The organism is Acidovorax sp. AC410 (assembly GCF_979253235.1).
In genome coordinates, this window is the sequence record NZ_CEEDCG010000001.1 from 1,369,605 (window position 1) to 1,383,888 (window position 14,284).

Sequence of the window (14,284 nt, forward strand, 5' to 3'; positions counted from 1 at the left end):
TGTACGACGTCATCTGTCATGGATGCCCCGCAACGGCAGGACAAGAGCCCCACGGGCCAGCCTGCGACGGCAGCACGCCAGGTGCTCGCCAGCCCTGTTCCCAACCTTCGAGGAGACACACCGATGAAGCGCAGAGACTTTGCCATTGCCACCACCTTGACCCCGCTGCTGCTGTCCGCCTGCGGCGGCAGCGACTCCGGGCCCCCACCCCTGACCGGCCCCCAAGCCGAAGCCGCCGCCGGCCTCAAGCGCGCAGCCCAGTACATGGACGAGGTGGTGTCCTACCAGGGCGGCTACGTGTGGTCGTACTCGCCCGACCTCAAGCAGACCTTTGGCGAAATGGAGGCCTACCGCACCATGTGCTGGATCCAGCCGCCCGGCACGCCCTCCGTCGGCCACGTGTACCTGGACGCCTACCACGCCACGGGCGATGAGCGTTACTACCAGGCGGCCGAGCGCACCGCACTGGCCATCGTGGCGGCGCAGCACCGCTCGGGCGGGTGGAACTACATCCACGACTTCGCGGGCGAGGATTCGCTCAAGCGCTGGTACGACACCATCGGCAAGAACGGCTGGCGGCTCGAGGAGTTCCAGCACTATTACGGCAACGCCACCTTCGACGATGCCGGCACGGCCGTGGCCTCGCAATTGCTGCTGCGCATGTTCGTGGAAAAGCGCGATGCGCGCTTCTCCGGCCCGCTGCAGCGCGCCATCGACTTCGTGGTGCAGTCGCAGTTCGGCCCCGAATACGGCATTGCCGACGGGGGCTGGCCACAGCGCTTTCCGCACTTCCCGGGCGCCATCAGCAGCATGCCGCTGCCCAACCCGCAGCAGGTGCCGCCGGGCGCCCGCGTCGGCATGGCCGATGGCGACTACACGCTGCACGTGACCTTCAACGACGACGTGATGGGCGAGAACATCAAGTTCCTCACGCTGTGCGTGACGGCGCTGGGCGAGACGCGCCTGATCGGCAACATCCAGCGCGCCATGGAGTGCATGCGCCTCATGCAGCAGCCCGGCCCCCAGGCCGGCTGGAGCCTGCAGCACCTCTCGCGCCCCACAGGCGGGCGGCCGGCCGGTGCGCCCGCTGGCGCGCGCAGCTACGAGCCACGCTCGCTGGCCACGCACACCACGCAGACCAACATCCGCCAGCTGTTCAACTACTTCCAGCTCACCGGCGACAAGAAGTACCTGGCCCGCATCCCGGAGGCGATTGCCTGGCTCAAGTCCTGCCCGCTGCCGGCGGATGCGGCCACGGTCAATCCGCTGCTCGGCGGCGGGCGCACCCATCCCACCTTCGTGGAGCTGGGCACCAATGACGGCCTGTACATGCACCGCTACGGCTCCAACATCCACAACGGCGCCTACTACGCGGACAAGGACTACACCAACACCATCAGCCACTACTCGGCCGGCCGCCCCATCGACATCGCCGGGCTCGAGTCGACCTACCAGTCGCTCAGCCGCATGGGCGACACGGCGATTGCCGACATGGTGGCGCGCTCGCCGCTCAAGTCCACGGGCGCCACGCGCGCCTTGCCGCGCTACTTCTCGATCCGCGAGGTGGACTTCCCGGACCTGTTCACCGGCGCCACCATGCCCACCCCGGTGGTGCCCGACAGCGAGGCGCAGACGCTGCTGGCCGAGCTGGGGACGAAGAACTACTGGACCTCGGCCGTGCCCGAGATCGTCAACACCTACCGCGGCGATGGCCCCACCACGCCCTACACCGGCACGGCCTACCGCAGCAGGCATGTGGGCGACGTGTACGACACCTCTCCCTACCCGGCCGACACCCCGCCCGAGATCGAGCCCTACGTGAAGCGCGAGAAACCGCAGTTCATCGTGACCTCGGAATGGATACGCCGCATGGGCCGGTTGATCGCCTACGTGGCCCCGCAGGCCTGAGCCCCGGAACGGTTCAAGTCTGCAGCAGGCGCGCCAGCGGCCGGCGTGGCGTGGCAGGTACCTCGCCCTGCGGATAGCCCAGCCGGCACAGCATCTGCACCGTGGGCTCGCCGGCGCCCTTGGGCGCGCCCCGCCCCAACACCAGCTGGTGCGCACGCTCGTAGTGCGGCGCCATCTCGGCAAACTCCTGCAGGGCCTGGCTCATGGGGTGCATGCCCACGCCCAGTTCGGTGGCCTTGAGCTGCAGGCGCACGTAGGCGCGGCCGGCCGCGATCTGGTCGGCGCGGGTGTTGCCCCCCGTCAGCCACACGAAGCCCATCGCCGTACGGCTATGGCCCTCGAAGCGGTCCATCGCGCCCTTGTAGCCCGCGCTGCCCTCCTCGGGCGGGGCAGAGCGGTCAAAGAAGCCGAGCGCCGCTGCGGCGCGTATGAACGGTGTGTTCAGCGAGATGCCGTCGCGGTGCTCCAGGATCTCGGACGGGCCGACGCGGGTGAGGCGGATGCTTTCCATCATGGTGCGCGGCGTGCGCAGCTCGACCTGGGCCGACTGCCAGCACAGCGCGCGCAAGGCATCCAGGCGGGCGGGCTCCACCGTTCCACCCGCCTGCGGGCTGCCCGGCCGGGACGCACTGGCCAGCAAGGCCCTGAGCAGATCGGGTGCCACGGGCCGGGCCAGGTCGAAATCCACCTTGGGCGTGCGGCGGCGCAGCACCTGGGTGAACAAGGCATCGGGTTCGCCGCCGGGCCGCAGTACCACGCGGGCCACGGGGCGATCATCCCAGTCGCGCAGTTGCGCCGGCAGCGGCCCCTGGGGCCACAGCGTGACCTCGCTGGCCATGCCCTGCTGGGCCAGTGCCAGCACCAGCAGCTCCAGGAAGGCGCCGTGGCCGATCAGGATCTGGCGGCCCAGCGGGTCGGTCTCGGGCAGCACGCGCTCGCGGTCGGTGCGCAGGGTGATCACGCCCTCTTCGCGCAGGTCCACCACCCAGGGCTGCAGGTTGTGCGGGTTGGGCGCGGTGATGGCATAGGCCACGGCGCGGCGGCGCAGGTCGGTTTCGCCCACCGGGCCCTGCCACGCCTCCACGGCCTGGGCAGGGTAGTGCGGACCCGAGCTGCAGGCAGCCAGGGGGGCGATGGCAGCGGCGGCGATGGTGCCACCGCCGGCCAGGCGGATGAAGGTACGGCGTTGCATGGTGAAAATCTCCTTGCGGTTCATGCCAGGGCGGCTTGGGAATGGGCCGGGGCGAGCAGCCCCAGGTCATGGAGCGCGCGGCGCACCGCCTGCTCGAACGGGGTGTGCGGTTCAGCGCCGATGAGCGCGACGAGGCGCGTGTTGTCCAGCCGGTGCGGGGTGCTCCAGAGGTAGCGCACATCGGCCAGGGCCGCATAGGTGGGCAGCACGAGGCCGGCCATGCGCAGCAGCGGCCAGGGCAACTGGCCCACGCGCACCACCCGCGCATCGCTCGCCCAGCCCTGCTCGACCGCCACGGCACAGAGCACATGCACCCACTGCTGGGCCGTGACCTGCTGGCCGGCAAAGTGCAGGGTGTCGAAGGCGGACAGGCGGTGGCGCGCCTCGGCCACCTTCACCAGGGTTCGGGCCAGGTCCGGCAGGTAGGCCCAGGGCCGGCTGATGTCCAGCGGGCCTGGCCAGGTGACGCGGCCTTGGGCCAGGTCCTTGGCGATGGCCAGGTCCAGCCAGCTGCCGGCGCCGCTGCCAAAGAAGTCGCCGGCACGCAGCACCACGGCACGCAGGGCGCCGTCGCGCGTGGCGGCCTGCAGGCGCTGCTCCAGGTGGATGCGCATCAGCCCCTTGAAATCCAGCGCGGTCTGCGGCGTGTCTTCGCGCAGCACCGGCGGCATGGCACGGCCGTAGTTGTAGACACTGCCGGGCAGCATGAGCGTGGCGCCCAGGGTGCGGGTGACTTCGATGGCTGCGTCCATCAGCATCGGCGCCTCCTTGCGCCAGGCCTTGTGCGTGTAGGCCGGGTTCATGGCATGCACCACCACCTGTGCGCCCTGCGCGGCGGCCGCAAGGGACGGCGTGTCCTGCGGCGCGACGGCGATCCATTGCACGCCGGGTACGGCGGGGCCGCTGGCGCCCGGCCGCACCTGGGCATGCACCTGCCAGCCAGCCTGGGCGAATGCGCGGGCGGCGGCAAGGCCCAGGCGCCCTCGGGCGCCGAGGATGAGAACGGTGGGTGCAGCGGTCGGCATGGCAGGGCTCCTGAAAAAAGAAGGAATGGAGCGATTGTGGAAACGCAGCTGTAGTTACACAATTGGCTAACTGTCGATAGCAGCAATGCAAAAATGAATACCTGTACCGGCCATGAAACAACGCTTTGACTGGGGCCTCATCCAATCCTTCCTGGCTGCGCTGGACCAGGGCAGCCTGCTGGGCGCCGCGCGGGCGCTGAACGCAAGCCAGCCCACCATCGGCCGCCACATCGCCGAGCTGGAGTCGCAGCTCGGCGTGGTGCTGTTCGAGCGCACGGGCCGGGGCCTGCTGCCCACCGACACCGCGCTGCGGCTGGCGGAATCGGCCCGCGCGATGGAGACCGGCGCCGACGAGTTGGCGCGCAGCGTCTCGGGCGGCGAGGCCGGGGTGAGCGGTACCGTGCGCATCACCGCCAGCCAGCCGGTGGCCTGCGTGCTGCTGCCGCCGCTGCTGGCGCGCATGCGCCAGGAGTTGCCGCTGGTGCAGGTGGAGCTGGTGTCCAGCAACGAGGTGACGAACCTGCTGCGCCGCGAGGCCGACATCGCCCTGCGCATGGTGCAGCCCACGCAGGCCAGCCTGGTGGCCAAGCGCATCGGCAAGGTCACGCTGGGCACCTACGCCCACCGCGACTATCTGCGCCGCCGGGGTACGCCGCGCCAGCCGCCCGACCTGCTGCAGCACGACCTGGTGGGCAACGACCGCTATGGCGACATCGCGCGCGGCTTTGCCGCCATGGGCTACCCGGTGGAGCGCCAGCACTTCGCGCTGCGCACCGATGACCTCATGGCCTACTGGCAGGTGGTGCGCAGCGGCCTGGGCATCGGCTTCGTGGCCGACCACATGGCCCGCACGGACCCGAACCTGGTGGCGCTGCTGCCCATGCTCAAGCTGCCCGAGTTGCCCATCTGGCTCACGGTGCACCGCGAGATACGCACCAGCCAGCGCATCCGCGCGGTGTACGATTTTCTGGCCCAGGCCGTGCCCGGCGCTCTGTAAAAAACTTCCCACCATGACCATGCCATTCACCTCTCTGTCACGGCTTGTGGCGACCCTCCTGGTCTGCATGCAAGGGGTCGCCCTGGCCGCCGACACGGCGATCTTCGAGCCCGCGACCGCCACGCTGCGCCTGCCTACACTGCAGCTCGACGCGGGCGACCGCTACCGCGACGTGGTGGTGCGCCTGCTCGACCCGGGCCAACTGCGCGTGGACGACCCGGCCGTCGGCACTGAGCTGCAGTACCTGACCACGGGTAGCGTGCTGCGCCTGCCCCAGGTGGTGATCGGCAGCGCCACCTACCCCCGGGTCAGCCTGACCCGGCCAGGGCTGGAACTGCTGGGCGTGGGCGGGCTGCTACCACCCCCGAGCGCGGCGGACGCGAGCGTGCCGGGCGCCATCAGCACGCCCTTTCCCACGCTCGAAAACATCTCGGTGGAATGGGCCTTCACGGGCGATGCCAACCGCAATGCCGTGGTCGGCGTGCGCTACCGCGCGCAGGGCAGCAGCGCCTGGCTCACGGGCATGCCGCTGCGCCGCATCCACAACGAGACCTCGGGCCAGGGCCGCACCTGGCCACTGCGCCATTCGGGCAGCATCTTCGACGTGGCGCCGGGCACCACCTACGAGATCGAACTCACCCTCACCGACCCCGATGGCGGCGGCACCGTGCGCACCACCACGGCCACCACCCGCAGCGTGCCCGCGCCGGCACCCGGCGCGGTGGTCAAGCCCGCCACGCCGACGACCCTGGCCGGCGTACTGGCGGCTGCGAATGCCGGCGACATCGTGGAACTGGGGGCCGGGCGCTACAGCGGCTTCAGCGTGGCGCGCAGCGGCGCGCCGGGCCGGCCGCTGGTCATCCGGGGCACGCCGGGCGCGGTGGTCGAGGGCGAGATCAGCGTCTTCAACCAGCGCCATGTGATGCTCACCGAGCTGACCCTGAACGGCCGCGTGCGCTTTAATGGCACGAACGACTTCAGTATGACGCGCAGCACCGTCAACGCCACGGCCGCGCTGGGCGGGCACGGCATCATCACCTTCACGCGGGCCGAGAACGCCTACATCGCCGACAACACGGTCACCGGCACTGTGGTCTGGTCCGAGGCGGCGCTCGGCGTGTCGGGCGGCAACGCGGGCGAGGGCATCCTCATCACCGGGCCGGGCCACGTGGTCATGAACAACCGCGTGGCACGCTTTCGGGACAACATCTCGCTGCTCGAAGACGACGAGGCGGTGGACCAGTACAGCATCGACATCCTGAACAACGACCTTTCCGAAGCGGCGGACGACGGCGTGGAGGCCGATTTCTGCATGCACAACTGCCGCATCCTGCGCAACCGGCTGACCAACGTGTTCATTGCGCTGTCATCGCAGCCGGGCCTGGGCGGGCCCACCTACTTCGTGCGCAATGTGGTCTACAACGCCGTGCACGTGGCCTTCAAGCTGTACCGCAGCAGTTATGGCGACGTGCTGCTGCACAACACGGTGGTGAAGAACGGCGATGCGCTGGGCATCTATGCCGGTGCCACGGTGGGGCGGCTGTATGCGCGCAACAACCTGTTCATCGGCGGGCCGGGCGGCACCTATGGCGGCTACTCCAGCGGCACCGGGCGGGTGCTGTCGATTGCCGATCTGGACCTGGCCAGCGCCGACCTGGACCACGACGCCTACGGCTCCACCGCGGGCAGCTTCACCGGCCGCTGGGGCGCCAGCAGCTTTGCCAGCCTGGCCGAGCTGCGCGCGCGCACCACGGAGCGGTCGGCCGTGCAGGTGGGCATGGATTCCTTCGCCTCGCTGCCCGTATTCCCCGGCAGCCCGATGACGCTCTACACCGTGCCCGACCTGCGCCTGCAGGCCGGCTCGGCTGCGGTCGATGCAGGCCAGGCCATTCCCAACATCAGCCAGGGGTTCCAGGGCCGCGCGCCCGACGTGGGTGCCTACGAGCAGGGCCAGGCCCTGCCCGTTTATGGACCCAGATGATGTGCCCTAAGGCCGGACACTTCAGTTTTCCTGCGCGTGCACCGCTAGCTGCCCGCGAAACTAGCGCGGCAGAAGCCAGTGCCCCCGCGCAAGGGCCGCCCCGCCGCGCTGGGGGCGTCCCCCTCCCGACTCGCGCAGCGAGTCGAGAGAGGGGTGAAGGCGCGAAGCGACTCAGGGGGTGCTTCAATACAGCGGTGCGATGGGCTTGACCACGTACAGCATGTTGCTGTCGGCCTTGCCGTCGTACAGGTACTTCTGCTTGATGCCGCCCAGGTTGTCCGGCGCGATCACGAAGTCGGCATCGTTGAGGATGGCCAGGCGGTTCGCGTCGATGACCCACATGCCTTCGAGCTTGTCGTGCGGGTACTTCTGCGAGGCGATGGCATCGTAGGCCAGGGTCTTGGCGACGGGTCGGATGCCCAGCGCGGCCAGTTGCGCCCAGCCCGGCGCGTAGTTGTCGGCGGTGCCGCCGTCCTTGACCACCAGCTCCAGGGTCTTGCCGTCCACCAGCAGGCCGTTGGCGGCATTCACCGTGAGCGAGGCGTTGGCGCTGCGCAGGGCGGCGTTGGAGCGGTCCACGTTGGTCGCCTGGCCGAGGTCGATCTTGTAGATGTTCTTGCGCACCACGCCCGTGTCGATGCCGTAGAACTTGGTGTCGCGCTCGACCACGAGGAAGCTGGTGGCGGAGAGGGCCGCGATCTCGGAGTTGGCCAGGCCCGCTGCGTCCTGGCGGTACAGGTACTGGGCCGTGGCGCCGGTCTCGATGTTCACCGTGACGATGCGCACCAGGTTGATGCTGCCGACCGCACTGCTCGGGTTGTACAGGTTGGACTGCATCATGCCCACCAGCGTCTTGCCGTCAGGGGTGATGGTCAGGCCTTCCATGCCGCGGTTGGGCCAGCGCGTGGACAGCTCGGCCGGCAAGGTGCGGCCGGCCTTGTTGCGCGGGTCGGCCGCAAAGGGGTTGATGCGCTCGATCTCCTTGCCCGTGGCGTCGAAGTGCACGATGTGCGGGCCGTACTCGTCACTGATCCAGAACGTGCCGTCCTTGAGCGCCACCAAGCCTTCGGAATCGAGCCCGCTTTCATCGAAGCCCTTGACTCCATCGCCGTCCGGGTCCAGCGACACCACGCTGCCGTCCAGGTTGTAGGGCGTTTCGCCGGTGCCGCCGAACTTGCTGTTGGGCAGGCCGGTGATCGGGCGGCCCTTGGGGTCCTTGAGCAGGATGGTGTTCACCAGCTCGGCCTTGCCTTCGGATGTGAGCTTGAACAGGCCGATACGCGGCGTGTAGTCGGGCGTGATGAAGATGATGCCCGAGGGCGTGCGGCTCGGTTCGGTAGCGGCGTTCGGGCCGCGGTCGCTCAGGCCGTAGAAATAGCCTTCGAGAGTGGGGTGCGGCGCCATGGACGAGCCGTAGCTGCCGTTGCGCAGCTCGGTCTTTTCGGCGTTGGCCACTTTGCCGATCACCTCGTAAGGCAGGCTGGTGCCGCTGGCACCTGGAAACTGGAACCCGTCATCGGAGCCGCCACAGGCGACCATGCCCAGACCCAGGGCAACGACGGACAGGGCACGGGGAACAAAATGCTTCATGGTTGTTGGAGTGAGAATGGAAGGCTTTTCCAGCATATGAAGGCTGCGTGACAATCCCATGAATCCACCAAGGTCGGTGCGGCAGCGGCCCCGCTTGCCCCACGCCTGCCGATGGCTGGCAGCATTTGGGATACAAACACGGGAATCCGCGCCCTGGCCATCGGCGCCCCCATACAGGAGGATCTCTTGAACCCTTCCACCAGAATGACCCGCCTTACCGCCATCCTCTGTGCCAGCCTGCTGCTGGGCACAGGCGGCAGTGCGCTCGCGCAGGACACCAGCTCCCGCATCGCGCGCGTGACCGTCTACTCCGGCACCGCCACCGTGGAGCGCGTGGCCAAGGTGGCCGCGGGTGCGCGCAGCTTCAGCTTCACCTGCCTGCCCGCCTCGCTGGACGCGCAGAGCCTGCAGATCAACGCCGATGCCAGCGTGCGCGTGGGCGAATTCAACGTGCTCACCGAAGACCGCGACGTGGCCCCCGCCTGTGCCAGCCCGCTGGACGGCCGCATCCGCGAGCTGGAAGACCAGATCGCCGGCGTGAAGGCCGAAACCGGTGCGCTGGACCTGGTGGACAGCTACCTCAAGGGCGTGGCCGGTGGTCGCACCGGGGGCGACGATGCGCCCGGTGGCCGGGGGCAGGGCCCCACGCCGGCACAGGTCACCGCCATGGCCGAGGTGCTGCGCAAATCGGGCCAGGACGCGCTGGCCCGCACCCACCAGTTGCGGCGCAAGCAGGAAGCGCTGGAGCTGGCCTTGAAGCCCCTGGTGGCCGAGCGCAACCGCGTGGCCAGCCAGCGCGCGCGCGTGGTGTCGGTCAGCATCAACCTCGCGGCCGAGCGCGAAGGCGAGCTGCGCCTGTCCTACCAGGTGCGCGGCCCGGGCTGGCAGCCGACCTATCGCGCCGCACTGGACCCGGCCAAGGCCATCGTGCTGCTCGAACGCCAGGCCCTGGTGGCACAGAACAGTGGCGAGGACTGGAGCAACGTGCAACTCGTCCTCTCCACCGGCCAGCCCGGGCGTGCCACCCAGGGCCGCCTGCCGCGCCCGTGGACGCTGGATGTGGCGCCGCCACCGCAGCCCATGCCAACGCCCGCTCCCGCGATGATGGCTGCCGCGCCACCGGCCCCCGTGGCCCGGGCCCTGGGCATGGCCGAAGAGGCCATGCCCAGCTTCGAGGTGAGCACCACCGACAAGGGCTTTGCCACCGAGTTCGCCGTGCCGCAGCGCATCACCGTGCCCTCGAGCGGCCAGCGCATGACGCTGGCGCTGGGCAGCCACAGCGCGGCGGCCACGCTGCTCACGCGCACCGCCCCGGCGGTGGAGGATGTCGCCTACCTGGTGGCCGAGGTCGCCACCCCGCCCGGCGTATGGCCTGCAGGCGCCGTGGGGCTGTACCGCGATGGCGCCTTCGTGGGCACCGGACGGCTGGATTTCGGCGCGCCCGGCACCGCGCCCGCGGGCAGCACCAGCCTGTCGTTCGGCAAGGACGACCTGGTCACCGTGCGCGCCGAGGCACCGCAGGACCTGACCAGCGCCACAGGCTTCACCGGCGCGCGCACCGAGCGCCGCACGCGCCGCGCCTACAGCGTGGAAAACCGCCACCGGACCGGCATCACGCTGCAGGTGCTGCACGCCGCGCCGGTCTCGCGCAACGAGAAGATCGAGGTCGAGTCGCGCTACCAGCCGCAGCCCGCCGAGATGGCCTTCAACCGCACGCCGGGCACGGTGGCCTGGCAGCAGCCCCTGGCAGCGGGCGCCACGGCGCAGTTCAGCGCCGAACACACGATCCGCTACGCCAAGGACATCCAGTTGCAGGAGCGGCAATGAGCCCCGCCATGGACTCCCTATCCCCTTCTTCACCGCCGCCCGCTGCGCCGCGCCGCGCCACTGCCGGATTCATGCTCTCGCACCCGGCGCACTGCATTGCGCTGGGCTTTGGCGCGGGGCTGTCGCGCATTGCCCCCGGCACCGTGGGCACGCTCTGGGCCTGGCTGGCTTTTCTGGCGCTGCAGCAATGGCTCAGCCCCCTGCACATGGGCCTCCTGATCGCCGCCAGCACGGTCGTGGGCTGGTGGGCTTGCACGGTGGCCGCGCGCAACCTGGGCGTGGCCGATCCCGGCAGCATCGTCTGGGACGAGGTGGTGGCCTTCTGGCTGGTGCTGTGGCTGGCCATGCCCATGGGCTGGTGGGGGCAACTGGTGGCGTTTGCGCTGTTCCGCTTCTTCGACGCCGCCAAGCCGGGCCCCGTGGCCTGGGCCGATGGCCTGTTCAAGGGCTTTGGCTGGCGCGGTGGCTGGGGCATCCTGTGGGACGACTTCGTGGCGGCCTTCTGCACGCTGCTGGTGATTGCGCTGTGGAGGTTCTGGGCATGAGCGATGATGCGGCAAACCAGACCCGGCTGCTGGCCGACATCGCGGCCAGGCTGCTCGCGCGCGGGCAGATGCTGGCCACGGCCGAGAGCTGCACGGGCGGCATGATCGCAGCGGCCTGCACCGACCTGTCGGGGTCGAGCCAGTGGTTCGAACGCGGCTTCGTGAGCTATTCCAACGAGGCCAAGGCCGAGCTGCTGGGCGTGCCGCCGGCACTGATCGAAGCCCACGGCGCGGTGAGCGAGCCGGTGGCCCGCGCCATGGCCGCGGGCGCGGTGGCGCGTTCGCGCGCGCAGGTGGGCGTGGCGGTCACCGGCGTGGCCGGCCCCAGAAGGCGGCAGCCCGGCCAAGCCGGTGGGCACGGTGTGGTTCGGCTGGGCCGTGGACGGCGCCGTGCACACCGAGCTGCAGCGCTTCCCGGGCGACCGTGCCGCCGTGCGCCAGGCCACCGTGGCGCACGCGCTGCAGCGGCTGCACGGCTACCTGGGTTGATGCGCACACCGGGTCGCCCAGGCGCCAGCAGGCCGGCACGGCCCCGGTGTAGCATCTTCCGCCCGGGCCCATATGCCCGCCCCGCACCTACCGGAGCCTCCATCCATGCACCCCAACGCCCAGACCCTGCAGCGCTTCTACACCGCCTTTGGCCAGCTCGACCATGCCACCATGCAGGCCTGTTACGCGCCCGACGCCACCTTCGACGATGAGGCGTTCTCGCTCAAGGGGCGCGAGCAGATCGGCGGCATGTGGCGCATGCTCGCCACGGCCACCAGCAAAAATGGCCGGGAGCACTGGAAGCTCGAATCGAGCGGCATCGAGGCCGACGACAAGATGGGCCGCGCCCACTGGGAGGCGCACTACCTCTTCAGCGCCACGGGGCGCAAGGTGCACAACATCATCGACGGCACGTTCACCTTCACGCCCGAAGGCCTGATCGCCACGCACCGCGACCGCTTCAATTTCTGGCGCTGGTCGCGCCAGGCCCTGGGCACGCCCGGCCTGTTGCTGGGCTGGTCGCCCTCGCTCAAGCGCAAGGTGCGCAGCACGGCGGCCGGCAACCTGGCGAAATTCCTGGCGCAGGAAAAGAAGTAAGAGCCTCTTGGCGATCGCGCAGGAGATCGCCAACAGATTCGGAACCCAGAGCGTGCATTTGTTCACGCCACCCGCGCCCGCTACCCGAGCGGGGTGGGGCGCTGCGCTGGTGCGTCCCTAGAATTCGCGGCTTCGCATGCTGCGGGCAGGCCCTCCCGGCCGGGTGCCTGCGGCCACCTGGAACCCCTTCGGTCCCGCGCCTGCGCCTGCATGGAGCAACCCGATCCGCCCACTGCTGCCGCCATGTCGCCTTTCACCGCCACCCAGAACCAGCTCCTGATGGAGCACCTGCGCAGCTTCCTGCAGGGCATGGCGCCCGAGGCGCTGGAACTGCTGCGCTCCCACATGGAGTGGGTGGAGATCCCCGGCGGCGGCACGCTGATGAACCAGGGCGACCCCGGCGAATCCATGTACCTCACCGTGAGCGGCCGCCTGCGCGCCTATGTGCGCGGCGACGATGGCCGCCAGCGCCGCGTGGCCGACATGGGCCGGGGCCAGGCCATCGGCGAGATCAGCCTGTTCACCGATGCGCCGCGTGCAGCCACCGTGGTCGCCGTGCGCGACTCGGTGCTGGTGCGGCTGACCAAACCGGTGTTCAAGAACCTGCTGGCGGGCAGTGCCCAGGTGTCGATCGCGCTCACGCGCCAGATCATCGAACGGCTGCAGTCGCGCTCGGCCAATCCGGTGATGGAGCGCCCCGTGGCCATGGGCCTGTTGCCCATCAGCGCGGGCGTGGACCTGCAGGGCTTTGCGGTGAAGCTCGCGCGCCAGCTCGGCGCGCCGGGCAAGGTGCGCGTGGTGGATTCCGCCACGGTGGACCGCGAGCTGCAGGACCCCGGCATCGCCCAGCGCGAAGGGGCCGATGCCTCGGCCAACCGGCGCATTGCCATGCTGCTCGACGAGATCGAGGCGCGCAACGAGTTCGTGCTGCTGCTGGCCGATGCCGAGCCCACTCCCTGGACGCGCCGCGTGAGCCGCCACTGCGACGAGTTGCTGCTGCTCGCCGACGCATCGGCCGAGCCTGCCATCCACCCCATCGAAGCGCAGTGCCTGGCCCAGCGCGCGCCACTGACCGAGGCGGCCGAGATCCTGGTGCTGCTGCACCCGGCCGACACCCGCTGCCCGCGACGCACCGAGCAGTGGCTGGCACGCCGCGCGGTGTCCGACCACGTGCACGTGCGCCCGGCGCTGGAACGCGACATGGCCCGCCTGGCCCGCATCCAGAGCCGCACGGCCGTGGGCCTGGTGCTGGCCGGCGGCGGTGCGCGCGGCTTTGCGCACCTGGGCGTGTACCGAGCGCTGCTGGAGCAGGGCGTGGAGATCGACTGCGTGGGCGGCACCAGCATCGGCTCGGTGATGGCCGCCTATGTGGCTTCGGACCAGCCGCTGGACGTGGTGATGGCCAACGCGCGCGAGGCCTTTCGCACCAACCCCACGGGCGACTTCAACCTGCTGCCCATGCTCTCGCTGATCAAGGGCCGGCGCCTGCGCCAGATCCTCAATGAGGCCGTGGGCCGGCTGGTGGGGTTTCCGGCCCAGGTCGAGGACCTGTGGAAGAACTACTACTGCGTGGCCACCAACTACTCACGCGCCTGCGAGCAGGTGGTGCGCCACGGCAGCCTGGTCAAGTCGCTGCTGGCCAGCATCTCCATCCCGGGTGCGCTGCCGCCCGTGGTGCACGAGGGCGACCTGCTGTGCGATGGCGGCACGTTCAACAACTTCCCCGTGGACGTGATGCGTGGCATGCGCGGCGTGGGCACCGTGATCGGCGTGGACCTGAACTTCCGCAAGCCCCGGCACATCGACCTGGACGACGTGCCCAGTAGCTGGGCGCTGCTGCGCGACAAACTGCGCCCGCGCGCCCAGCGGCGCTACAAGCTGCCCTCCCTGGCCAGCTACCTGATGAACGTGACCATCCTGTACAGCATGTCGCGCCAGCGCCAGTCGCAGCAGCTCACGGACCTGTACTTCAACCCGCCCATGGACCGCGTGGGCATGCTGCAGTGGAACCGCTTCGAGCAGATCGTGCAGCAGGGCTATGCACATGGCCTGGACGTGCTGGGCCAGCGGGAGGCCGGCGACCGGCCCCCCATGCGCATGCACGAGCCCGCGACGGCCTGAGCGGCTGAGCGG

10 protein-coding genes and 1 pseudogene are annotated in these 14,284 nt (G+C 69.9%); 8 read left to right on the forward strand and 3 right to left on the reverse strand.

Annotated features, from left to right (window positions below):
• Positions 1-123 precede the first annotated feature (123 nt).
• The gene (locus tag AC0IZS_RS06365; protein WP_471634856.1) at positions 124-1,908 is read left to right on the forward strand and encodes a pectate lyase; all 1,785 of its coding nucleotides are present in this window, start codon (positions 124-126) and stop codon (positions 1,906-1,908) included.
• A 13-nt stretch (positions 1,909-1,921) separates the two neighbouring features.
• On the opposite strand, the gene AC0IZS_RS06370 is transcribed toward AC0IZS_RS06365, so the two are convergent.
• Complete coding sequence (locus AC0IZS_RS06370; protein WP_471634857.1) at positions 1,922-3,100, reverse strand: Acg family FMN-binding oxidoreductase; 1,179 nt, start codon at positions 3,098-3,100, stop codon at positions 1,922-1,924.
• A 20-nt stretch (positions 3,101-3,120) separates the two neighbouring features.
• Positions 3,121-4,125, reverse strand: coding sequence for an NAD-dependent epimerase/dehydratase family protein (locus tag AC0IZS_RS06375; protein ID WP_471634858.1), 1,005 nt, complete (start codon positions 4,123-4,125; stop codon positions 3,121-3,123).
• Positions 4,126-4,237: 112 nt separating this feature from the next.
• Between AC0IZS_RS06375 and AC0IZS_RS06380 the strand changes: the two genes are divergently transcribed.
• On the forward strand, positions 4,238-5,122 hold the full coding sequence (locus AC0IZS_RS06380) for a LysR family transcriptional regulator (RefSeq protein ID WP_471634859.1): 885 nt from the start codon (positions 4,238-4,240) through the stop codon (positions 5,120-5,122).
• Positions 5,123-5,141: 19 nt separating this feature from the next.
• Positions 5,142-7,103, forward strand: coding sequence for a right-handed parallel beta-helix repeat-containing protein (locus AC0IZS_RS06385; RefSeq protein ID WP_471634860.1), 1,962 nt, complete (start codon positions 5,142-5,144; stop codon positions 7,101-7,103).
• Between the two features lie 183 nt (positions 7,104-7,286).
• Here the strand turns inward: AC0IZS_RS06385 and AC0IZS_RS06390 are convergent, their stop codons facing one another.
• Positions 7,287-8,693, reverse strand: a complete 1,407-nt coding sequence (locus tag AC0IZS_RS06390) for an esterase-like activity of phytase family protein (RefSeq protein ID WP_471634861.1) — start codon at positions 8,691-8,693, stop codon at positions 7,287-7,289.
• Between the two features lie 204 nt (positions 8,694-8,897).
• Between AC0IZS_RS06390 and AC0IZS_RS06395 the strand changes: the two genes are divergently transcribed.
• The 5 genes and pseudogenes from AC0IZS_RS06395 (at position 8,898) to AC0IZS_RS06415 (ending at position 14,272) form a co-directional block, all read left to right on the forward strand.
• Positions 8,898-10,520, forward strand: a complete 1,623-nt coding sequence (locus AC0IZS_RS06395) for a DUF4139 domain-containing protein (protein WP_471634862.1) — start codon at positions 8,898-8,900, stop codon at positions 10,518-10,520.
• An 8-nt stretch (positions 10,521-10,528) separates the two neighbouring features.
• Entirely contained in the window at positions 10,529-11,065 is a 537-nt protein-coding gene (locus AC0IZS_RS06400; RefSeq protein ID WP_471634863.1) for a phosphatidylglycerophosphatase A family protein, read from the forward strand.
• Positions 11,062-11,554, forward strand: a pseudogene (locus tag AC0IZS_RS06405) (CinA family protein). Before AC0IZS_RS06400 ends, AC0IZS_RS06405 begins: the two are co-directional and overlap by 4 nt.
• 105 nt (positions 11,555-11,659) lie before the next feature.
• Positions 11,660-12,151, forward strand: coding sequence for a nuclear transport factor 2 family protein (locus AC0IZS_RS06410; RefSeq protein ID WP_145697047.1), 492 nt, complete (start codon positions 11,660-11,662; stop codon positions 12,149-12,151).
• A 243-nt stretch (positions 12,152-12,394) separates the two neighbouring features.
• Complete coding sequence (locus AC0IZS_RS06415; protein ID WP_145697046.1) at positions 12,395-14,272, forward strand: cyclic nucleotide-binding and patatin-like phospholipase domain-containing protein; 1,878 nt, start codon at positions 12,395-12,397, stop codon at positions 14,270-14,272.
• Positions 14,273-14,284: the final 12 nt, after the last annotated feature.

Coding starts and splice junctions, on each gene's coding strand:
- AC0IZS_RS06365 (WP_471634856.1), top strand. CDS start 124: ATGAAGCGCAGAGACTTTGCCATTGCCACCACCTTGACCCCGCTGCTG.
- AC0IZS_RS06370 (WP_471634857.1), bottom strand. CDS start 3,100: ATGCAACGCCGTACCTTCATCCGCCTGGCCGGCGGTGGCACCATCGCC.
- AC0IZS_RS06375 (WP_471634858.1), bottom strand. CDS start 4,125: ATGCCGACCGCTGCACCCACCGTTCTCATCCTCGGCGCCCGAGGGCGC.
- AC0IZS_RS06380 (WP_471634859.1), top strand. CDS start 4,238: ATGAAACAACGCTTTGACTGGGGCCTCATCCAATCCTTCCTGGCTGCG.
- AC0IZS_RS06385 (WP_471634860.1), top strand. CDS start 5,142: ATGCCATTCACCTCTCTGTCACGGCTTGTGGCGACCCTCCTGGTCTGC.
- AC0IZS_RS06390 (WP_471634861.1), bottom strand. CDS start 8,693: ATGAAGCATTTTGTTCCCCGTGCCCTGTCCGTCGTTGCCCTGGGTCTG.
- AC0IZS_RS06395 (WP_471634862.1), top strand. CDS start 8,898: ATGACCCGCCTTACCGCCATCCTCTGTGCCAGCCTGCTGCTGGGCACA.
- AC0IZS_RS06400 (WP_471634863.1), top strand. CDS start 10,529: ATGGACTCCCTATCCCCTTCTTCACCGCCGCCCGCTGCGCCGCGCCGC.
- AC0IZS_RS06410 (WP_145697047.1), top strand. CDS start 11,660: ATGCACCCCAACGCCCAGACCCTGCAGCGCTTCTACACCGCCTTTGGC.
- AC0IZS_RS06415 (WP_145697046.1), top strand. CDS start 12,395: ATGTCGCCTTTCACCGCCACCCAGAACCAGCTCCTGATGGAGCACCTG.